The sequence below is a fragment of the Oceanobacillus luteolus genome, from assembly GCF_023715655.1.
Lineage (GTDB): Bacteria > Bacillota > Bacilli > Bacillales > Amphibacillaceae > Oceanobacillus > Oceanobacillus luteolus.
Genome location: NZ_JAMBON010000041.1, coordinates 1 through 21,328, shown reverse-complemented (window position 1 = coordinate 21,328; position 21,328 = coordinate 1). Strand labels below are relative to the sequence as shown.

18 protein-coding genes are annotated in these 21,328 nt (G+C 38.2%); 6 read left to right on the top strand and 12 right to left on the bottom strand.

All coding sequences use genetic code 11. The annotated features are described in order from the left end of the window. Positions 1-67 precede the first annotated feature (67 nt). The gene (locus M3210_RS20765) at positions 68-1,075 is read left to right on the top strand and encodes a nuclease-related domain-containing protein (RefSeq protein ID WP_379598401.1); all 1,008 of its coding nucleotides are present in this window, start codon (positions 68-70) and stop codon (positions 1,073-1,075) included. A gap of 611 nt (positions 1,076-1,686) precedes the next feature. Here the strand turns inward: M3210_RS20765 and M3210_RS16820 are convergent. Further along, positions 1,687-3,432, bottom strand: a complete 1,746-nt coding sequence (locus M3210_RS16820) for a choline/carnitine O-acyltransferase (protein ID WP_251516829.1) — start codon at positions 3,430-3,432, stop codon at positions 1,687-1,689. 352 nt (positions 3,433-3,784) lie between these two features. On the opposite strand from M3210_RS16820, the gene M3210_RS16815 reads away from it, so the two are divergent. Then, positions 3,785-5,164 (top strand): leucyl aminopeptidase family protein, encoded by a 1,380-nt coding sequence (locus tag M3210_RS16815; RefSeq protein WP_251516827.1) that lies wholly within the window; start codon positions 3,785-3,787, stop codon positions 5,162-5,164. Between the two features lie 41 nt (positions 5,165-5,205). Here M3210_RS16815 and M3210_RS16810 read toward each other — a convergent pair whose 3' ends face one another. The 3 genes from M3210_RS16810 to ltrA all read right to left on the bottom strand — a co-directional run bounded on the left by M3210_RS16810 (position 5,206) and on the right by ltrA (position 9,174). After that, entirely contained in the window at positions 5,206-6,654 is a 1,449-nt protein-coding gene (locus M3210_RS16810; protein WP_251516824.1) for a nicotinate phosphoribosyltransferase, read from the bottom strand. 235 nt (positions 6,655-6,889) lie between these two features. Beyond that, entirely contained in the window at positions 6,890-7,669 is a 780-nt protein-coding gene (locus M3210_RS16805) for a serine/threonine protein kinase (RefSeq protein WP_251516822.1), read from the bottom strand. 206 nt (positions 7,670-7,875) lie between these two features. Next, the gene (gene ltrA, locus M3210_RS16800) at positions 7,876-9,174 is read right to left on the bottom strand and encodes a group II intron reverse transcriptase/maturase (protein WP_251516820.1); all 1,299 of its coding nucleotides are present in this window, start codon (positions 9,172-9,174) and stop codon (positions 7,876-7,878) included. A 154-nt stretch (positions 9,175-9,328) separates the two neighbouring features. Here ltrA and M3210_RS16795 point away from each other — a divergent pair, with 154 nt between their 5' ends. After that, positions 9,329-10,288, top strand: coding sequence for a prenyltransferase/squalene oxidase repeat-containing protein (locus tag M3210_RS16795; RefSeq protein ID WP_349774377.1), 960 nt, complete (start codon positions 9,329-9,331; stop codon positions 10,286-10,288). A 162-nt stretch (positions 10,289-10,450) separates the two neighbouring features. Here the strand turns inward: M3210_RS16795 and M3210_RS16790 are convergent, their stop codons facing one another. From M3210_RS16790 to M3210_RS16760, 7 genes are all read right to left on the bottom strand, one after another. Continuing rightward, the gene (locus tag M3210_RS16790; RefSeq protein ID WP_251516818.1) at positions 10,451-10,801 is read right to left on the bottom strand and encodes a hypothetical protein; all 351 of its coding nucleotides are present in this window, start codon (positions 10,799-10,801) and stop codon (positions 10,451-10,453) included. 86 nt (positions 10,802-10,887) lie between these two features. Beyond that, on the bottom strand, positions 10,888-12,066 hold the full coding sequence (locus M3210_RS16785; RefSeq protein ID WP_251516816.1) for a peptidase: 1,179 nt from the start codon (positions 12,064-12,066) through the stop codon (positions 10,888-10,890). A gap of 123 nt (positions 12,067-12,189) precedes the next feature. Continuing rightward, positions 12,190-13,371 carry an HD-GYP domain-containing protein gene (locus tag M3210_RS16780; protein WP_251516814.1) on the bottom strand — a complete coding sequence of 394 codons (1,182 nt, stop codon included), beginning with the start codon at positions 13,369-13,371 and terminating at the stop codon, positions 12,190-12,192. Positions 13,372-13,419: 48 nt separating this feature from the next. Continuing rightward, positions 13,420-14,067 carry a GGDEF domain-containing protein gene (locus tag M3210_RS16775; RefSeq protein ID WP_251516812.1) on the bottom strand — a complete coding sequence of 216 codons (648 nt, stop codon included), beginning with the start codon at positions 14,065-14,067 and terminating at the stop codon, positions 13,420-13,422. Positions 14,068-14,410: 343 nt separating this feature from the next. Then, positions 14,411-15,070: a DUF2642 domain-containing protein gene (locus tag M3210_RS16770; RefSeq protein WP_251516810.1), complete on the bottom strand. Its 660-nt coding sequence runs from the start codon at positions 15,068-15,070 to the stop codon at positions 14,411-14,413. Between the two features lie 47 nt (positions 15,071-15,117). Continuing rightward, positions 15,118-15,963, bottom strand: a complete 846-nt coding sequence (locus tag M3210_RS16765) for a hypothetical protein (RefSeq protein WP_251516808.1) — start codon at positions 15,961-15,963, stop codon at positions 15,118-15,120. Next, positions 15,920-16,150: a hypothetical protein gene (locus M3210_RS16760; RefSeq protein WP_251516806.1), complete on the bottom strand. Its 231-nt coding sequence runs from the start codon at positions 16,148-16,150 to the stop codon at positions 15,920-15,922. The genes M3210_RS16765 and M3210_RS16760 overlap by 44 nt, the downstream gene beginning before the upstream one ends. Between M3210_RS16760 and M3210_RS16755 the strand changes: the two genes are divergently transcribed. Then, on the top strand, positions 16,126-17,469 hold the full coding sequence (locus M3210_RS16755; RefSeq protein WP_251516838.1) for an arsenic transporter: 1,344 nt from the start codon (positions 16,126-16,128) through the stop codon (positions 17,467-17,469). The genes M3210_RS16760 and M3210_RS16755 overlap by 25 nt on opposite strands. A gap of 326 nt (positions 17,470-17,795) precedes the next feature. On the opposite strand, the gene M3210_RS16750 is transcribed toward M3210_RS16755, so the two are convergent. Then, on the bottom strand, positions 17,796-18,461 hold the full coding sequence (locus M3210_RS16750) for a GntR family transcriptional regulator (RefSeq protein WP_251516804.1): 666 nt from the start codon (positions 18,459-18,461) through the stop codon (positions 17,796-17,798). A gap of 243 nt (positions 18,462-18,704) precedes the next feature. Here M3210_RS16750 and M3210_RS16745 point away from each other — a divergent pair, with 243 nt between their 5' ends. Then, the gene (locus M3210_RS16745; protein ID WP_251516802.1) at positions 18,705-19,724 is read left to right on the top strand and encodes a zinc-binding alcohol dehydrogenase family protein; all 1,020 of its coding nucleotides are present in this window, start codon (positions 18,705-18,707) and stop codon (positions 19,722-19,724) included. A gap of 58 nt (positions 19,725-19,782) precedes the next feature. Then, on the top strand, positions 19,783-21,135 hold the full coding sequence (locus tag M3210_RS16740) for a gluconate:H+ symporter (protein WP_251516800.1): 1,353 nt from the start codon (positions 19,783-19,785) through the stop codon (positions 21,133-21,135). Positions 21,136-21,328: the final 193 nt, after the last annotated feature.

Below are 21,328 nucleotides of genomic sequence, written 5' to 3'. Positions count from 1 at the left end.
TATTAATTGAATTTTTTGTAATCCCATAGTATGATTTCTATTAAAATATAAAAAGGAGTGTTTCAAAATCAGCACAAACTTACGACCCCATCCATCTACAGAACAACAAATCCTCTATTTCTTAAACTCCAGAATCAAACTTACAGCGAAAGATCGAAACCGACTTGTTAATCTGACAAAAGGATATGAGGGAGAACTAACGTTTTACTACCTCCTGCAGGAATACCTTACGAGCAAAAGCATAAATTTATTTGATTTACGCTTAGAGTTAAATAAGAGCGAGTTTCAGATTGATAGCTTACTAGTTTTCCAGCACAAAATCTTCTTAATTGAAGTAAAGAATTTTGATGGCGACTTTGTTTACCATGACGATAGTTGGTATTCCGTTAATTTTAAGAAAGATATTCAAAACCCTATACAACAACTTAAACGATGCGAACTTTTACTTAAAGAAACCTTTCATCAACTAGGCATCCATTTTCCTATCGAATCTTTTATCATTTTTATAAATCCAACATTCACTCTATATAACGCTCCACGTAAGCAGCAAATCGTTTTCCCCGGGCAACTCCACCGTTTCCTTAATATGTTAAACAACACACCGAGTACATTAACGAAAAACCATCGTGAATTAAAGGAAGAACTCATACACCGCCATATATCCGTTTCCTCTCGTGAAATATTACCCAAATACAATTATGAGGAATTAAGAAAAGGAATTATATGTATTAATTGCGGAGGGGTTCTCGTAAAGAGGACAGTATTCAAATTAAGATGCGAAAGTTGTCAGGAAGAAGAATCCACAGATAGTGCCATATTACGTAGCGTGCACGAATTTCAAGTGCTTTTTCCAAGTAAGAAAATCACAGTAAACTCCATTTACAATTGGTGTAGCACAATTATATCAAAAGGGATAATCAGAAGAGTATTAGCTGATCATTTGGAGATAGTCTATCGAGGAAAATATTCTTATTATATTAATAATAAACTTAATTTCCACACAGAATTTCCAAATAATTATAAAGGTGTACAAAAAAAGGCCATAAATTACTTCAATAGTCTAGACTCAAAGTGAAAATACATTCATTCAACTCCTCTCTTTAGTGATTTTGTTGTCGGAATTGGATTATGCGAGAGTTTGTATTTTCTACGAGTGTAAAAGTCCCACTACAAACGCAAGAACCGCTCACGTTTGATGAAGATGCAAAAACCACATCACAATCAGACGAAAGAACATCTCACGTTCGATGAAGATGCTAAAGTTATAACGCAATCAGACGCAAGGATGGCTTACGTTCAATCAAGAAGCAAAAATTACATCACAATCGAACGCAAGAACATCTCACGTTCGATGAGGTTGCAAAAGTTATAACACAATCAGACGCAAGGATGGCTCACGTTCGATGAAGAAGCAAATATCACATCACTATCAAACGCAAGAACTGCTCACGTTCGATGAGGATGTAAAAATCACATCACTATCAAACGCAAGAACATCTCACGTTCGATGAAGATGCAAAAGTTACAACACCTTCAAATGCAAGAATGACTTGCGTTTGACGAGGATTAAAAAGTAACACAACAAACGCAAAAATCCCTCATGCATAATCAGCATGAGGGTAAAAATCAATGGAATCATTCCACCAGAATTGTTATTTACACACACACTTCCAACATCTCATACTATTAACTAATATCCTTCACAAACACTCCGCTCTCAGCAATCTCCCTGAGTTCATTCAAGGCTTCGATCATATGATTCATTAGTTGTTTTCCTTTAAATTCATTGTGGATATAACTTGAGATATTCAAGGTAATCGAGTTCTCACGAATCATGTAAGCTAATCCATGTCCATCGTTAACGACCGGAGCAAACATCCGGTATTTTGCATTATCATAGTTCATTCCACTTGTTGAGATAAAATCATGACGCAGTGCTAAATATCCTTCATCTTTGAAGACCTCAGGCAACTTATCTATTCCAAGTTCTGATCCAAATAAATGATACATTTGTTCAAGCCCGTATAGATGTCTTTCAACACCCTGCCCTCTTTGGCAATCTCTGATCCGCTGGGAATGAGCGTCACTTGCAAGTTGCATCAGCGAGTACAGTATTTCATTTGCCGTCTCGCCACTTTCAATTGCCTCGACTAGATTCCGTTTTTCCATACTTGTAGCACGTGCACATTCTGTTCTCCCTTCACGGAAAAAGCTAACCGACACAGGTTCGTACACACTTCTCAAATAGCCGTACGTGCGGTACTGTGCCAGCTGCAATGCCATATGGAAGAAGGCATCAGGACTTATCCTCAACTTTTTAATTTTTTCTGCACCAAAGTCGGCGAAAGTTTTTGACAGCAACGAAAAATCTTTATTACGCTCTAGATAGACTTGTTCTAGTTTTTCTAATCGCTCGATAATCTCCTTTGTTAATTCCCATTCCTTCTTCACGACGCTTGGTATCTCAGAAGTGCAATCCTGTAGAGACAATTCGTTTTGAAGGCCGTTATTTATATACTTTACAACTTTATTTATCATCATGCCATCGACAGCAGAGTGTTCCATATTGAAGCCAATTCCACCGTTTTTTGTAATCACGATTTGCATCGTTTTATCAAAATATTTACTAGTAGGATGTAACATCAAGTTTTCAAGTGACTCTTCGGCTATCTCGCTTTCTTCATCTATGGAAATGATGACGAGTGCATCGGCGATAGTTTGCAGTGTTTCTTTATTCACATTAGATCGCTTAAGTTCAGTAACTATTTCAGCGGCAATATCGCGTTCCGCAGCCGTAAATATACCGACGTTAACACCTTCCACTTGTGCGGATAAAACGTTTTTCTCTATGGCTTCTGTGATGTTTTCGATGGAATAATAAACACCTTCCCGATTAGTCACCGGTACTTTATATACATGGTTCTTGTATAAAATTACAATATGATTATCCTTTTTATCAAAATCAGCTACATGGAATGCATCTCTATGTTTTTGAGGGGTTCGAACCGATCGGAATACTTTTTTAAATTGTCCCATATCAAGGGGTTGATTTCTAAAGTAGGCAGGTTCTAATTGCTCATCCATAATGCTATGGTAGAGCTCTGCGGTTAGTAAGCTTAATTTCGTGGCCAATTCCGAATGGGATAATCCGTGCTTCATCTGATTTGTTTTCAATAATATATTGAAGTTGGAAGTAAGTGGCAAGGATTCCCGATGTTTTAAATACAAATCATCCCAGAAAGGTGCGAGCCAACTTCCCTCCCTACTGTTATCCCACACATGCAATTTCTTTTGAAGCTTTTCAGCCTCACCGTCTTTTTGAAAGAAATCTTCAACGATGTATTTTGTTTTCTCGTATTGTTCGCTGCTAACTAATGGCTCGATCCATTCAAGCAGCTTTGATTTAGTACTGCTTAAAGCTGGTACAGGCAATTTCGGCAGTTTTTCTTGATGTATAAATGTTTGTCTTATTTTTAATTGCTCCTTTCATTTTTTGCATAATTATGCATGAATTTTGTTAATAAGTTCTGTGGGGGAAAACATAAAAAAATCTTCCTGTTAAGAAGAATTGGGGGCAACTACTATGAAAAAAGGGCATTTCCTATATTTATTATGCTATGAAAGTGATTTTTTTTCACCTAAGAGGAGAGCAATCAATATGCCAAACTTATAACAAAAATAATAGTATACTTAAAACAATGATCCCCATGGAGACTACATAGAGTCAGTCTACACCAATCAACTTGAGGGACTAGCAAATAGATAGATAAAAGGAGAGAAAGAAATGAGCAACAAAGCTACAATATTATTTGATAATGATGCACTTCTTACAGATCATACATCACTAAAACAATTCGTCGAGAACAGTACAAACACGGTAAATACCCTATTTCATGATGGTGAATTAATTGTAGTTGTAAAACTAAAGAAAAAGCCATCAGATGAGGATTTTAGAATGGCAGCTGGAACAATCGCTCGTGAATTAAGTAAACGTAAAGTGGAATCTGCCTCAATCAGTGGAGAAAAACTAACAGCAGGATTTCAATCTTTAGAAAAAGGTTCGGTAGTGACAGCGTTTGTGGAAGGATGGAATCTAGGCTCCTATCAATTCTTGGAATACAAGTCTGGCAAAAAACCATTTAAGACAGAGTTACATGTTGACGGTGATGAAACCATTCAAGACTTTGTTGAAACAGGTAAAATCCGAGCAGCTGCTACTGCTTTTTCCCGTGATTTAATGAATGAAATTCCGAGCACGCTCAATCCTACGACTTTCCCGTCAATTTTAAAAGAATCATTTCAAGATACGGACGTGAAAATATCTGTTTATGATAAAGATGAACTTGAGAGACGCCAAATGAATGGAGTGCTGACAGTTGGTAGAGGAAGTACCCACTCCCCCGCTTTTGTTGAACTGAACTATCGCAAAGATGAATCCAAACCACTTGTCGCGCTCGTTGGAAAAGGCGTTACATTTGATACAGGTGGAATCACGCTGAAAAGAGGAAAAGATTTAAGCAGCATGCGCATGGATATGGGCGGGGCAGCTGCAGTGGCTGGTGCAATGAAATTATTGGCAGATTCAAAAGCAGACGTGAATGTTGTTGCACTTATTCCAATTGCGGAAAATATGCCGGACAGCACTTCCATTATTCCAGGAGATGTCATTACTTATAAAAACGGACTCAACGTACAAGTTGGGAACACCGATGCGGAAGGCCGCCTGATACTTGCTGATGCGCTCATCCGTGCCGGGGAACTGAACAGTGAGTATGTGATTGATATTGCTACTCTTACCGGAGCAATCGTCAATGCACTCGGTACGCAACTCGCAGGAGTGTTTGGTGATGAACAACTTGCACGTGAAATGAAGGAGATTGGCGATATCAACGGGGATTACGTTTGGCCAATGCCTCTCGTTGATGCATATGATAGTTACCTGTCAAGTGACTATGCTGACTTCAATAACACAAGCTCTAAAGCCGAAGCAGGATCGATCACTGCAGGATTATTCCTGCGCCGCTTTGTTCCGGAATCCTGTAAATGGCTTCATGTCGATATGGCTGGTGTCATGCAGAGTGCAGAAAAAGGCTACTATGCAAAATCTGCTACTGGTTTCGGAGCGAGATTGCTCGCTGATTTCACGAAACATATATCAAAGTAAGAAAACAAAGGAGCAGCAATCCCTAGGATTACTGCTCCTCTTTATGAATTCAGTTTCCTTAACTCTTCTATATTCCTCATCTTGTTATCCCAACAAGCCTGACTCAAGTTCACAGGATATTCAGCTGGATTTAATGATCGCTTGTATTCTTCCCATAGTAACTCCAGCTGTTGCTCTGCGTATGATTGAATTTCATCGACAGATGGATTTTCATACACAAGAACTCCATTTTCAAAAATGTTTTCATGTAAATCTATTGCTGTAAAGTTAGTGACAAATTTTCCAATGTACGTATGTACCGGATGGAACATATGCAGCTTGGATTCCTTATCAGGCTGTTCTGAGCTTAAAGCGATATAATCTCCCTCTGATTTGTTCGTATGATTATTGACAATACGATATACGTTTTTTAATCCTGGTGTTGTGACTTTTTCAGGACTAGAAGAGAGTTTAATGGTATCCACCATATTTCCACTTTCATCTTCAATCGCCACCATTTTGTACACGGCACCTAATGCCGGCTGATCAAAGGCTGTAATCACCTTTGTTCCGACTCCCCAAATATCGATTTTCGCTCCTTGCGCCTTCAAGTTCTGAATCGTATATTCATCAAGATCACTGGAAGCAATAATCTTTGCATCGACAAATCCTGCTTCATCCAATAATTTCCTTGCTTCTTTGGAAAGGTAAGCCAGATCTCCACTATCCAATCGAATCCCAATAAAGTTGATTTCATCACCCAATTCTTGAGCTACTTTAATCGCCGTTGGGACTCCTGATTTTAACGTATCGTATGTATCTACCAGGAAGACACAGTCTCTATGAGTTTTTGCATATTTATGGAATGCCGTATATTCATCACGATATGCTTGTACAAAAGAGTGCGCATGTGTTCCAGAAACGGGGAGACCGAATTGTTTCCCTGCCCGAACATTACTTGTGCTGGAGAATCCACCAATATAAGCGGCCCTTGTCCCCCATATGGCGGCATCAAATTCGTGGGCCCGTCTAGAACCATACTCTGCAACGACTTGCTCACCAGCTGCTTGTTTAATTCGAGATGCCTTCGTAGCGATGAGTGTTTGGTAATTCACAATATTTAACAGAGCTGTCTCAATAAGTTGCGCTTCAAGTAACGGAGCCTCAATACGAAGAATAGGTACATTATCGAAAACAACCTCTCCTTCTCGCAACGCACGCACAGTTCCTGTAAAACGGACCGTACGTAAATAATCAAGATAGTCCTCCGAATAGCCAATCTCCTGCAAATATTCTAAATCACTTTCAGAAAAATGATAGTTCTTAAGATAATCGATAATCCGTTCTAAACCTGCAAATATTGCATACCCGTTACTAAATGGCAGCTTCCGGAAGTACAATTCAAATACGGCTTTCTTCATATGATAACCGTCTTCCCAATATGCTTGTGCCATATTAATCTGATACAGGTCGGTGTGAAGGGCAAAACTATCATCCCTAAACTTGTTCATGACTTTTCCTCCTACTGTGTTGCCTAAAATAATCTCCATTAGATACAATATATCATTTCCACATAAAACTGGTCGCATTGTTTCACTTTACTCGCTGACCCATTTTTCAACAAAAGACCTTAAGTAAAATTGTAATCCTTTATCTGCTAATTTGGAAATAAACGCTCTCGGCCCGTCTTATTCTCAAGATACATTTGACCCAACTATAGAAATGCCATTCAATATGAAGCCACCATTAACCCTCTTCCCTTAATGCTTGGATTGCTAACTGCAAATCTTTATCGATATCATCATTATTTGTATACGGCTCGTTAATCCCTAACAGCTTTTTTAGACAGAAAACTGTACCACTACTTAAAGTTAATTCTTCTAGCCAGCTTTTTCTTTTGCTTCTTTTACCTTTATACTGAGAGTATAGAATAAACAATAAAATATCAGCTAGATCAAAAAAATCATCTTGCTTTTTTATGAGTATCTCTTCTTTATTATGGGCGTCCAATTGCTTTGCCAATCCAAAATCAATCAAATAAATTTCTTCGTGCTGTAAGATAATATTTGGTGGCCGGATATCGCCATGAAAAATCAGCTTAGCATGTAAGTAATCCAAAATAGACAACAACTTTTCAACTAGCAATAAAGCATCTAATTCCGAGAATATCCTTTTTTGAGCAAATAGCACGTCCTCTAAATTTGTCCCTTTCACTTCCTGCATGACATAATACGATTGGCTATTTATCGTAAAATAGTCAACGAGCTGAGGTATTTGGGAATGATCCATGCGTTTCATTATTTCAGCTTCGGAATGGAACCTTTCTTTTTCTTTCGAACGCCTAGCCTTTCTGGGGCGCAGCTGCTTTAATACACAGGTTTTGTTGCTGTGGGTGTCTATACACCGATAGATTATTCCGTATCCGCCCATGCCGAGAACTTCATCAATCTTGTATTTGTCTTGTAGCAAGACCCCTTTTTTATGGGGATGGTCATAGATCCATTCTTTTATTCGTTTCCATTTCAATCAAAGCACTTCCTTTGGTATGCGAGAAATGTAGAGTAGAAAACAGGAATTAGATAGTTGCCTTCTTGTCCTCGGGTTTCAGGGTGTTCCACCTTACTAAGCCAGACAGGAGGGCAATTCCTTTTCCTGTTCCCCCTCATCAAACCGTACATGAAGTTTTCCCTCATACGGCTTTCCGACGTTCTTCTTCCTTTGGCTTTACGGACTTAATCTGCTAATTTCACCAATAGGTGTTCAACTTGCTTTACCGTTTCTCGAAGATAGGCATGTTTATGCTTTTTATTTCTTTTCTTATTGTTGAAAAGGGTTAAGCGTTGTAACACATACCAGTCAATGCGATTCAGCCACCTCTTGGATAATGGAGAGAGCTGGTAATAGTTCTTGAATCCTTGAAGCCTATGGTTCAATCCCTTCACTAGTTCCTCTATATCCATAAACAGTTTATAGCGAGGTTCTGTATAGTCTTTTATTTTCTTCCGCATTTTCTTCATCGCTTTCTTGCTTGGGATATGATTCATGATAAAGAATGTATGTCCACCCTTCTTACGGATGGGGAATTTACGATGATGAAATCCAAGAAAGTCAAATCCATCACTGTCATCCCAAATGTTGACGAGCCTTGATTTCTCTGGATGTAGTGAGAGATCTAGTTGATACATGATTGCTTGAATAACCCGTATGCTCTCTAAGGCGTGTGCTTTCCTTTCACATAAAATCACAAAATCGTCCGCATAGCGAACAATCGTCCCCAAATGGCTGAATTTCTTTTCCCAAAGAGAGTCCATGACATGTAGATAGATATTAGAAAGTAACGGAGAGATTACCCCTCCTTGAGGTGCTCCTAATATGGAATGCCTAACCTTACCTTCTTCCATGATTCCTACCTGTAGCCATTTCCGTATTAGCTTTAATACCCTTCGGTCACTAATGCGTGGTTCTACCAGTTTCATCAGTTTGTCATGGTTAATGTTATCAAAGTAGCCTTGGATATCGACGTCTAATACCCAATAGTTTTTCCTACTCTCTTTTCTTATTTTCGCTATCGCTTGATGAGCATTTCGTTTGGGTCGAAATCCATAGGAACAGTCTTTGAAGTCAGCTTCAAAGATTGGTTCGATTACTAATTTCGTTGCCATTTGTGCGACTCTGTCTTTTATCGTTGGAATTCCTAATGGACGTTTCGTTCCATCATCTTTCGGAATGTAGGTACGTAAGACGGGCTGCGGACGATATCGTTTCTCTTTCAATTCGAGATAAAGTTCGTTTAGAAACTTCTTCTCTCCATACGATTCAATATCCTCCAATGTTTGCGAGTCTACGCCTCCACTTCCTCTTTTCCTTTTCATTCTTTGCCATGCTTCCCACAAGATATCAGGGCGATAAATTTTATCGTATAAAGCATGAAATCGACGTGTCTTACTTTCCTTGGCACAAAGGTATAATGTTTTCCAGAGTTTTTGAGCTTTTGCTTTACTGGTGTAGTTAGCCATTTTCTTGGCATTCACTGACTCTTACCTCCTTTGAACATCTGAACGAAGTAGGGTATTGGCTATTGCCGTCCTTCCCTAGACAACGTTATGTTGTCGTTGTCATCATCGGTAGTATGACCCCCTCCGACTCCCTCTCGACCCATCTACCACTTCACTTTTAAGCTTATAGGTGTGGAATACATCGTTAATCAGTTACGCGCTGCAACGTGCCGGTGTTTCATGGGATGACCCGATGATAAAACACGCTAATGACTACTTACTCTCTCGTCAGCATTATCTATACGGTGACTGGAGCATTCATAATCCCACGAGTACCCCCGGAGGATGGGGATTTTCTGATGAAAACACAATGAACCCGGATATGGATGATACAACTGCCACACTACGTTCCATTACAAACTTGGTATCAAATGAGTCCGTGTACCGACAAACCTGGGATAGAGGAATCAAGTGGACGCTATCCATGCAGAATGATGATGGCGGCTGGGCTGCGTTTGAGAAGAATGTAGATAAAAAGATTGTTAGTCTTATTCCGATTGAAGGAGCGAAATATTTATTAGCTGATCCCTCTTCTGCAGATTTGACAGGAAGGACGTTGGAGTATTTCGGAGAGTTCACAAACATGGCGAAACAACATAACGCAATAAAAAAAGCTATGAATTGGTTAATAAAGAATCAGGAAAAGGATGGTTCTTGGTATGGACGATGGGGGATTTGCTATATTTACGGAACCTGGGCTGCCGTTACCGGTTTGATTGCGACTGGCGTCCAGCCCACACATGGGGCCATTCAAAAGGCAGTAAAATGGCTCAATACAATTCAAAATCAAGATGGAGGTTGGGGAGAATCTTGCTACAGCGATATCAACCAGACGTATACCCCACTTGGAACGAGTACAATAACCGACACGGCCTGGGCATTGGATACCCTCATTTCTACCTCCGAAGCACCAACACCGGAAATTCAAGCAGGCATAAAATTTTTATTAGATCACTCTGACAAAAAGGACTGGACCAGCTCCAATCCAAAAGGTCAAGGAATGGCAGGAGGTTTTTACATCCATTATCACAGCTACCGATATATTTTTCCTTTGTTAACTTTGAGTCATTATCAGAATAAATATTTATAATGCAAAGAAGTCTCTCCTTCAATTGTTACACTACATGCACCTTGATTAACTTCTCTGCAGCCAGTAATGAGAAACAATTCTATACTACCGGCTGCAGAAAACCTAACAGATTAAACCATAAACATTCGACCTTACATTTACTTTTTGTAATTAATGATTAAACTAAATAATTATGTCCTCAGCCGAACATTCACCGTTCATATAGGCTTCAGGCGTCAAATCTAATTCAACACCTCTTCTTAGCTGATTTATGAAATCATCTCTAGTAATGTTGCCATATTCAAGTTTTAAAAATGGGTTGTCTCCAGAAAGTTCTCCAAAAAAACTCCAGTTAGATCTATCTCCACCTAAATACTTAATGAGTGTACGCTCTACTTCCGTAATAGATTTAATTAAAATGCCTGGGCCACCTCCCTCTTCACCCTCCAAAATGGTCACAGCTTTTATAATTTCTTTTTCCTTTGCGTATAATTCTTCCAATATTGTAACTAAATCACCTGTAATATCGTTCATCTTTTCACCCTTCCATCTAATATGATCGACCAGGATCACTCAGTTCATTTTATTTTTCCGGATTGAGACTTAATTCTTAATTTACTCTAATGCTTCAACGCTTCTCTTCTCGTCAAATAAATCAATAATACAATCATAATCACCGTCTGTGCCAAAAAGATGACGGCATCCCAATATGCCGCGTCATTTCCCGGACTTTGTATATTGGAGAAAATAGTGGCGTACGCGTAATAGATCTGTGGCAATATGTATACCGCTGCAAGGAGTAATGTTAATAGAACTCCTATAATATAAAACACACTATACAAACGAACAATCCTAAAATCATTACCAAAATCCTGTGGGTCACTCTTCTCTGGCCGCCTACTTCTATTAAACAAAGAACGTAAATATTCTTTACCGCTCTCTATCAAGTTATAATATCCTGTTGTATTTTCCACGACGTAATAAACATCCGTCTTCATATAAAAACAACATTGGTAAATTGTTTTGATGAAGATGTCCAATACAACGATACCAAGAACTCCCGCAAAAAATGTGTCTGGAAATAGAAGCATTACACCGAATGAAAGAAAAAGGATGACCTGCTCGAAAGCCATTCCTGCAAAATACAAGACATTACGTTCTTTCGGGTCAAGCTTCCACGCTTGGGTCAGATCCGTTTCAAAAACTATCAGAATCAGCCGAGTCCCAATACTGAGCTGGGCAGGTAATTGATGTGAACGGATTGCAAAAATATGACCGAATTCATGAATGAGAATCAATACTAAAGAAAGAAATAAATAGGTAATCATATTGAGCATCATGGAGTCAAATAGGAATATATCCTTATAATGAGGAATGAATGCTGGATTCAAGATGAGAATCAATATATTACATAATAATAAAAGCAAATAAACTTTATTCATGACCCGATTAAAGAGAAGACGGCCAACCCATGATGGAATCCATAAAAATCCGCCTGCTTTCGGACCCTGTGTCTCCTTTTGAACGTGTACCCCATCGATTTCCTGAACAAGACCGAGCTCAACCAGCTGCTCAACAAATTCAACCATGTCTACTTCTTCCTCAGGATACTTGCTCTTCAACATCTTCTCGATCTCGTCTAATCCTTCTCCCATTTCTATTCGTCTAATCGCTTCAACCGTGATCTCTGTCATTTCGAAAAAGTCACCAGATATCTGCTCTTCTACGATGAAATTCTTTTTTTCTTTCTTAATGGATAATTCATATAGTGTAATTTGGGATTGTAAGGATATTTTCAACGGACATCCTCCTTTAAAACTTAAAAATAGGATGCTAAAAATCTAGCACCCTACCTATGTCCTACCTATGTACTTACTTAACCTTTTGGAATATACCAGCACCACCAGCAAGTAGCTTTGATTTTATTTAGCTTGCGGATTTTCATTTATCTGACCTCCTCTAGCTTCACTATATTTTTTAGAAATTTGCACCCACTCTGGGTATATTTGCTTAAATATATTAACTAGTTGTGGATCGAATTGACTTCCTTTTCCAGCAAGGATACGTTCATACGCCTCCTTAAAAGGAAGTGCCGGACGATAGGATCGGGATGAAGTCATCGCGTCAAATGCATCTGCAACCGCCGTTATTCTAGCAGACAATGGAATGTTCTCTCTGGCCAATCCATCTGGGTAGCCTTTCCCATCCCATCTTTCATGGTGATGGTAAATAACATCCAAATTATCAGCGATCCCTTCCACCTCTCGAATAGCCTCCGCTCCAACTACAGGGTGCGTCTTAATGATATCATATTCTTTATCTGTTAATCTACCATTCTTTGCCAAGATTGTGTCTGGTATATTAACTTTTCCTATATCATGCAGTAAACAAGCATAATAGAAACTCGTTAATTCAGATTCTTTAAATTTCCCTGTCGCTTTTGCCAAACTCATCGCATAGTCAGCAACTCGCTCACTATGTCCACGGGTATATGGGTCTTTTAGCTCTAAAGTGGCAATGACTCCCCGTACTACTCCTTCCATCTGTTCACTGTATGATTGTTTCAGCGCTTCAATATATTTCAAAAAACGATGGAGAAGAAGGTAAGCAATAAATGATAAAACAATAATTAATATCACTGGGAACACAACATTTAGAGACTGCAGGAATACTCCTACCAAAAGATATTTGAGAGTAATACAGATTGACGCTATCGTTGTATATTTCTTATTCACAAAAATAGGTGAGAACAAGATAATGACTACTTCTACAAAGTTTCCACTGCTGAAAGTATCTGGACTATCTTTATAATACAATATATCTGATACAAGATTGATAGAAACATAGGTAAAGAGCAGAATATATTTCACCGTTTCTGTTCTACCGTTTTTAACTAAATAGATAGATAATGGGATAAGGGAAACAGTAACAAAATATCTAACATACATAAAGTTATACCATAATGAACTTATCGTATCATTATTGTACCAAGGAAATCTTGGAAATAAATAATAATAGAACATATCATATATAAAAAACACAATAAAAAATAACCATAAAAACAAAACAGTTGAACGTTTTTCTTCTTGTAATAAATTATTCATCGTTTAACCTCACAATATTAACAATCTATGGACATATCTGCTTTTGCCCTACGAAGACTTCTTTCCATGTTTAACTTCGTACATTCTTTCATCCGCGATAGTGATCAACTGGTACAAATTTTTGGTGTCTTCCGGGAACAAAGAATAGCCAACTGATAGTGTAATATAGATATTCTCTTCCTTTACATACTGACGACTACAGATCTTCTTCATTGAATCATTCAAATCGTTAATAAATTTCTCTGTTGCTGCCTTATCTCGACCAATCAATAATAAAAGAAATTCATCTCCGCCCCACCGGATGAGAATATCTTCTTTACGAGTAATCCTTTTAACGATACGGGTTATTTCTTTAAGCACATAATCGCCATAACCATGCCCATAAGAATCATTGATTGCTTTGAATTCATCGATGTCGAACGCAATAATTCCTACTGACTGTTTGAGTTTCTCCGCACGATGGAACTTCTTTTCAAGTACAGTATAAGCAAACCTACGATTATAAACACCGGTTAACGGATCATGATAAGAAAAGTAACTGCTTTTATCATACCAGCTTCCAAAGAGCCATGATACTATGGCATGTACAATAGCAAACATAAAAAATAACGGGGTTAAACCGTCACTCAATACCCCAAAAATAAACGATGTCAATAAAGACATAAATAATAGAACCAACCGACCCTGATACTTCATACCTTCTCTCCTTATTATCGACAGAGGAATGGTCTGTCACCATGTATCTCTTCACCTATGTATGATTTCGTTTCTTCTAAACAGAAAAGAATAAACAAAACTAAATAAATAATTACTTCTTATTGCAGAGCTTAATTAGTTGAAGCTCTAGACTAAAGACTTTTTGACTATTATTATATACCTTAATCGAACAAAAATCCAGCTTACACTGATACCAATCTACTATTCCAAGGATATAAGAATTTCTTCTTTTAAAGTACCAATCAAAGCTTAGCAGCTTTTAATTCTCGAAAGAAATAATAAAAGGTGATGACATTTCCCGTCTTCACCTTTTCCATTTCATTCAACTAAAATGGGCAGTTTTTATATGATTCAAGTTGATTAAGATGACTTCTTCTTTCGCCGTTACCAAATGGATAAATTTCGATTCAATCTTCTTCAATTGTCCGATTCGGAATTCCGACATACCTAAATCAAAAACGACAACTTTACCGATTAATTTGTTCAACTGTACTTCAAACGACCTTGCGATGGTAATGTTGGAGGGGTTAACAGGCAGCATACTATACTCTAAAGCATATGGAGTCATCGAAGTGTGGTATGGTATTATCCATTTCAAGTGGTGAAAAGGGATGTACATAGTCTTAAAAACCGGGGAGTAAAAAATGATATAATCGCTTTGTACGCTTGTGACATATCCATGTATCGATTGTTTTCCTGCAACCTTTACTTCTAAAAACAATCCTTTGGCATTTGTTAAGATTGAGCGGACAGATAAAGTGGTTGTATTGAACGGGACAGAATCGGTTTCATTATATTCCTCTTCATCTTCCTGATTGCCCCAAAAATGTTGAATATGCATAAAAGGAATGTATAAATAATCTTTTCCATTAAATAAAACGATAATATCAGACCCAACATCGATTAACTTTCCACAGAGTGTCTCGTTTCCTGATATTTCAATTTTCACTTTCTGATCTAGAAAAGGCCGTAATGTTTCCATACTATACCTCCTTTACAAAATATTTGTTTCCTTTTTAGTCCACTACTCTAACTATGCTGATGCCAGTTTTGTATAATATACAGTACTCGTGTACTTGGATTATTGTAATCTTCATCAGATGATCCATTCCAATTTCTATATCTTCCTTTTGACACCTTGTCTCGTTCATTCTTTGCTCCGTTGTCCCCGAATCCATGAAAATCCAGATATTCTTCAATGTATATATCTTCATCATAAGAATCTGATAGACGATTCTCCATCCAATCAAGAACTTCAAAGTTGGTACCTTTTTTACTTTCCTGTGCCTGAATTCGATTATCTATCACATCTGTTTCCGGATCGACTTCCATTACCTTGTTCGGGTCACTCTGGTGAATTACCAGATCGAACGTTTTTTCCCCATCTTCATTATTCGTTAATTGCGCTTCAGAAGTATTTAGAATCTCTTCATGTACAGATTCGACTTTCTCCACTTCAACTGGATGTTGTTCTTTTATCAATAGGGGGGCCTTAACTTCATCTTGGCTGTCCTCAATTATTATGGAGTCTTGTTGATTCGGTTCAAGTGGATTTTCTTCAGATGGCTTAATATCATTTGTTATAGAATCTAATGGTTTCTTTTCAACTGAGTTATCTTCATGAATGACGGAAGCGACTTTCTCCATTTCTATTTGGTTAACCTCTTTAGTTTTGGATTCTACATGCTCCATCTCTGGTGTTTCTATTATTGATTTTGTTTGCTCCTCCACTTCAGCTGTATTATCCACTTTTTCTGTGTCCTTTTCTGTATTCGTAAGTGAAATCACAAGGTCTTCTTTTGCATCTTGAGAGTCCGGCTGCTCTTCTTCGTTAGATATCATTTCCAAAGTTTCTTGCATGATGACTATAGTCATTTTTCGGTTCCCGGGTTAAGCTCTTGATATGTTGTAGTTTATAATATACAACTCCATCCTCTTCTGTTAAGAGCGTGAAGAAATCATCTTGAACATCTAGAAGCATCCCACTTCTTGACTCTGGTCCGCCACGATCAACTTTAATATGCCTTCCAACCATGGATTTTAAATAGTCTCTCATTTTCAAATGTACCCTCCAATATCTTCTGGAGACCTAAAGGAATGAACGAAGTAGTTCCGGCGAGTATTGGTGCGGGATTAATTCTATTAACAGGTATTGTATCGAAAGCGGACATTCTCGATATTACAAGTAAAATTAGTGGAGCTTCCATAACGATCATCGCAACCATAGTAATGGCAGTCATTCTAGAAAGCTTCGGATTCTTTTACTGGGCTGCAGCTAGACTTACAAATTTAGCGAGAGGTTCAGGGTACCGTCTTTATTGGTATGTTCAACTATTATGCTTTTTTATGACCTTATTATTTAATAACGATGGAAGTATCTTGATTACGACACCGATATTAATTCTACTATTAAGAAACCTTCAACTTACACTACCTCAACAAATTCCCTATTTATTAACGGGGGCTTTAACTGCGACCGCCTCCAGTGCCCCGATTGGTGTTAGTAATATCGTCAACTTGATAGGATTGCAAATTGTAGATATGTCACTTTACATGCAAACTGCAATGATGTTTGTGCCAGCAACATTAGGACTACTATTTATGTCTATGTTGATGTTTGTAGTAGTAAAGAACAAGTTACCGAAAAAATTGCCGGACATAGCTAATGAAATAGAAGAATCATATTTTGATAGGAATTTCCATCCTTTAAAAAGAAAGAAACTTTCAATAGAAACCAATAAAAATCGGACCAAATTCATGCTGAAATTACTTCTGTTCGTCTTTATGATACGACTACTCATGTTTGTAGCATCTTATTTCGCCATTCCCATTTGGATCGTGGCTGTATTAGGTTCTATCACGTTGCTGATTTGGCGCTGGCATCATCTGCGTACGAACCCGGTTGATATATTGAAAAAAACACCATGGCATATCTTGATTTTCGCTTTCTCTATGTATGTCATCATTTATGGATTGAACAACGTGGGCTTGACAGCTTTTCTAGTAGAAACACTTGAGCCAATCGTCCATCAAGGGTTATTTTACGCAAGCTTTGCCATGGGCGGACTTGTTTCCCTTCTATCAAACATATTCAACAATCATCCTGCCTTGATGGTCGGTACCATCGCCCTTACTGATATGGGACTCGATCCGATTACGTTAAAAACGATCTATCTCGCAAATATTATTGGAAGTGATATTGGGGCCCTATTGCTACCGATTGGCACACTTGCATCGCTCATCTGGATGTATATCCTTAGACAGCATAAAATTAAAATAAAGTGGAAAGATTATTTGAAGGTTTCACTGATTGTAATACCAATATCTACCCTGGTTACCTTGTTCTTCTTGTATTATTGGGTGCAATTCGTATTTTCTTAAGTCTTACTTTATAGATTGCCTTGAAAAAATCCTTACCTTCTCCTAAAATAAATCACCACTGGAAAACGGAGATTCGTTTTTCGTGGTGATATTTTGATGACTCCTAACGATTTCATAGTATAAGAGGTATTTTGTAGTTATTCACCTAAATAATGAACATCAATAGTTAGCGCTTTCAGTTTCTCTAGACGAAAATACCGTACGTTTTGCAAAAATGAATATATTGACAAGCGCTTAATCCATCAAAGGCCTGCTCCCTGCCCTGGAGCAGTTTTCATCCAAGACTTATAAGTATGCTTTATAAATCGTGACCGACCGTACAAGTATTAAATCATTACTTCATCCCAGCGAAGTTTTGCTTCACTTTTAATACTCGTAATATGCTCGGTGATTGCTTCTGAAAAAAGGGTCAAATCATGGTTTTTCATTGCTTCATATAATCTCGCATGATCCTTATGCCTTTTAATCGTACTTTCAAGCGACGTGGAATGGACAATACGGGATAATGATACGTGCGTGTTCAAAGAAGAAAACAGCTCAAGTATTTTTTTATTGCCTGTCCATTCAATCAACGTGGAATGGAACTGCATATCTAGTTTGTTGTAAGCATCAAAACGGAATGGTGAGGACTCTAATATGTCGTCCATTTCTCGAACCATATTTCCCCAATCTTCCACTTGCTCTGGCGAGATCGTATCAATCATCTGCTTCCCAGCCCATTCTTCAATCATTAATCTCGCATCAAGGATCTCATTGAATTCAGTGAAATCCAGTTCTGTGACATAGGTCCCTTTACGTGGTATGATTTCAATTAATCCATCATGTACCAGTTCGTCGACTGCACTCTTTACTGGTGATCGGCTTACCCCAAATTCTTCTGCCAATTTATAGATATCGAGCTTATCCCCAGCCATAAATTCCCCTGCAACGATTTTCTCCCGCAGTACCTCATAAACTTGTTTCGTTAAGAGAGAAGTCTCAATTCTAGCCATGTCAGCTCCCCCTTGATTTAGTAATTTCGTGCTATGATATTTTAATTATATAACGCTTTTTGTGAAAAAGTAAACGCATTCTTTTTTCCTGAAAATCTATTGACTCTCATTTATAAATATTGTATCGTATAACTCATGACATGTGAAATGTTACATGTTATCTGATGAATATATTCTAGTAATGCATTTTCTTGTCCATATATGAAAAGGATTACAATTCGATGAAAACAGGGAGGAATATTCATGAAAGCAATTCGTATACCAGAAGCTAATGTTATAGAAACATTGGAAATAGAAGAACCGCAATTGAATTCTGCCGTCGAAGTAAAAGTAAAGATTAAACGAGTAGGCATTTGTGGTTCAGACATGCATATATATCACGGAACAAACCCGCTTGCTACTTATCCGAGAATTGTCGGACATGAAGTTGCTGGTGAAATTATTGAAATCGGTTCCGATGTAACCCGTGTGAAGGTCGGCGATCATGTCGTCATCGAACCAATCACTTATTGCGGCGAATGTTACGCATGTAAAAGCGGAAGACCAAACGTCTGTAAAGAAGTCTCTGTTTTCGGTGTCCATGAAGATGGCGGAATGAGAGAATTCGTTACACTTCCTGAAAAACAAGTCCACCCGATCGATCCTGAGATTGACTGGGATGAAGCGGTAATGGCCGAGCCTTACACTATCGGTGCCCAAGCAACTTGGAGAGGCGACGTGCAAGAAGGACAAACTGTTTTCATCCAAGGCGCAGGTCCAATTGGAATTACCGTATTAAAAATGGCTAAAATCCGTGGAGCAAAGGTTATCATCTCTGATTTCACGAATGAACGTCTAGAATTTGCAAAAGTAAACGGAGCAGATTACACAATCAATCCACAAGAAGAAGATATAAAAGCCAAAATAAATGAAATAACGAATGATGAAGGAGCCAATGTTGTCATTGATGCAGTCGGTGTGCCGCAAACATTTGAATTGGCGGTTGAAGTAGCATCTCCTGCTGGGAATGTCGTAACTCTAGGATTTAATGAAACCCCTTCATCTATTGCCATGATGCATATTACGAAGAAAGAATTGACGATTGCTGGTTCCAGATTACAAACAAACCAGTTTGGTAAAATTGTAGAATTACTCAATTCAAAGCAACTAACGCATAACGGACTGGTGACACACCGTTTCCATATTGATCAAGTTCAAGAAGCATTTGATTTTATAGAAAAGAATCCAGATAAAGTAAGAAAAGCAGTTATTGAATTCGAATAAATAAAAACTCATATTTAGAAGATCTAAATTCAGAGGGATACAGAGGGAGAGAGTTTAAATGCCATTGCTGATTGTCGCACTCGGCGTAGTCTTACTATTAATTTTAATTATGAAATTTAATGTGAATACATTTATTTCATTAGTTGTCGTTTCGTTTCTAGTCGCACTAGCTTTAGGTATGCCGATAAATGAAATTGTCGGTTCCATTGAATCCGGAATGGGTGGAACATTAGGCGGAATTGCTTTAATCTTCGGTTTGGGGGCAATCCTTGGTAAATTGATTGCCGACGCTGGAGGAGCACAGCGAATCGCCATGACATTGATTGAAAGATTCGGAGAGAAACGAATTCAATGGGCGGTTGTTACTGCCGGGTTCGTTCTCGGTATTGCCCTATTCTTTGAAGTTGGACTAGTATTATTGATTCCAATCATTTATCAAATTTCTAAACAGTTGAGAATTCAATTCTTATGGTTAGGTTTACCGATGGCGACTGCGTTATCTGTTACACACGCATTCTTACCGCCACACCCGGGACCAACAGTTATCGCTCAAGAATTTGGAGCAAACGTAGGGATGGTACTCGTTTATGGTTTTATCATTGCTATTCCAACGACGATTATCGCAGGTCCCCTATTTGCGAAGTTTGCTAAGAAAATGGTTCCAAGTGCTTTTGAGAAACAACCTACAGGAAGTATGGCTTCCATCGGTGAAGCGAAACAGTATAAGTTGGAAGATACACCTGGATTTGGGATTAGTGCATTTACCGCTTTATTCCCGGTTATCTTAATGGGTGTTGCAACAATTATTACTTTATTGCAAGATGCGCTAGGTATTTCAAGCAACTTATTCTTCGATATTGTTGGAATGATCGGTGCTCCAACAACGGTTATGCTAATATCAGTTCTACTTGCTATTTATACAATGGGTATCGCAAGAAAGATCCCAATGACGGACTTAATGAAATCTGCAGAAAATGCAGTTGCTGCAATTGGTATGATGCTACTAATTCTTGGTGCTGGTGGAGCGTTAAAACAAGTATTAATTGATGGTGGTGTTGGAGATTATGTTGCACAAATCTTTGAAGGTAGCACAATTTCCCCACTAATTCTAGCTTGGTTGATCGCAGCATTGATTAGACTTGCTCAAGGTTCTGCAACCGTTGCAGCCCTTACAACAGCAGGATTAGTTATGCCACTGATTGCCGGAAGTGATGTTAACCTTGAACTATTAGTACTCGCAACAGGTGCAGGAAGTATCATTGCATCCCACGTAAACGACACAGGTTTCTGGATTGTTAAAGAATCATTTGGTTTAACCATGAAAGAAACATTCGCAACATGGACAGTTCTTGAAACATTGATTTCTATTTGTGGACTTGTGTTTGTATTGGCTTTGAGCTTGTTTGTATAAGTTGTATGAAGATAGCCCGGACAGATTTTGCTGTTCGGGTTTTCCTATGGATATTTTTGAATGAATATGTGTAAACGTCAAATAATCCACACCTAGTTTTAGATGTGGACTATTGTTATGATTTATTTAGTTTTATTTGGTACACGACATTCCGCTGGAATGGACGGTGACCAAGGTAGTAGTTGATCCAATT

Coding starts and splice junctions, on each gene's coding strand:
- M3210_RS16815 (WP_251516827.1), top strand. CDS start 3,785: ATGAGCAACAAAGCTACAATATTATTTGATAATGATGCACTTCTTACA.
- M3210_RS16810 (WP_251516824.1), bottom strand. CDS start 6,654: ATGAACAAGTTTAGGGATGATAGTTTTGCCCTTCACACCGACCTGTAT.
- M3210_RS16790 (WP_251516818.1), bottom strand. CDS start 10,801: ATGAACGATATTACAGGTGATTTAGTTACAATATTGGAAGAATTATAC.
- M3210_RS16780 (WP_251516814.1), bottom strand. CDS start 13,371: ATGAATAATTTATTACAAGAAGAAAAACGTTCAACTGTTTTGTTTTTA.
- M3210_RS16775 (WP_251516812.1), bottom strand. CDS start 14,067: ATGAAGTATCAGGGTCGGTTGGTTCTATTATTTATGTCTTTATTGACA.
- M3210_RS16770 (WP_251516810.1), bottom strand. CDS start 15,070: ATGGAAACATTACGGCCTTTTCTAGATCAGAAAGTGAAAATTGAAATA.
- M3210_RS16765 (WP_251516808.1), bottom strand. CDS start 15,963: ATGACTATAGTCATCATGCAAGAAACTTTGGAAATGATATCTAACGAA.
- M3210_RS16750 (WP_251516804.1), bottom strand. CDS start 18,461: ATGGCTAGAATTGAGACTTCTCTCTTAACGAAACAAGTTTATGAGGTA.
- M3210_RS16745 (WP_251516802.1), top strand. CDS start 18,705: ATGAAAGCAATTCGTATACCAGAAGCTAATGTTATAGAAACATTGGAA.
- M3210_RS16740 (WP_251516800.1), top strand. CDS start 19,783: ATGCCATTGCTGATTGTCGCACTCGGCGTAGTCTTACTATTAATTTTA.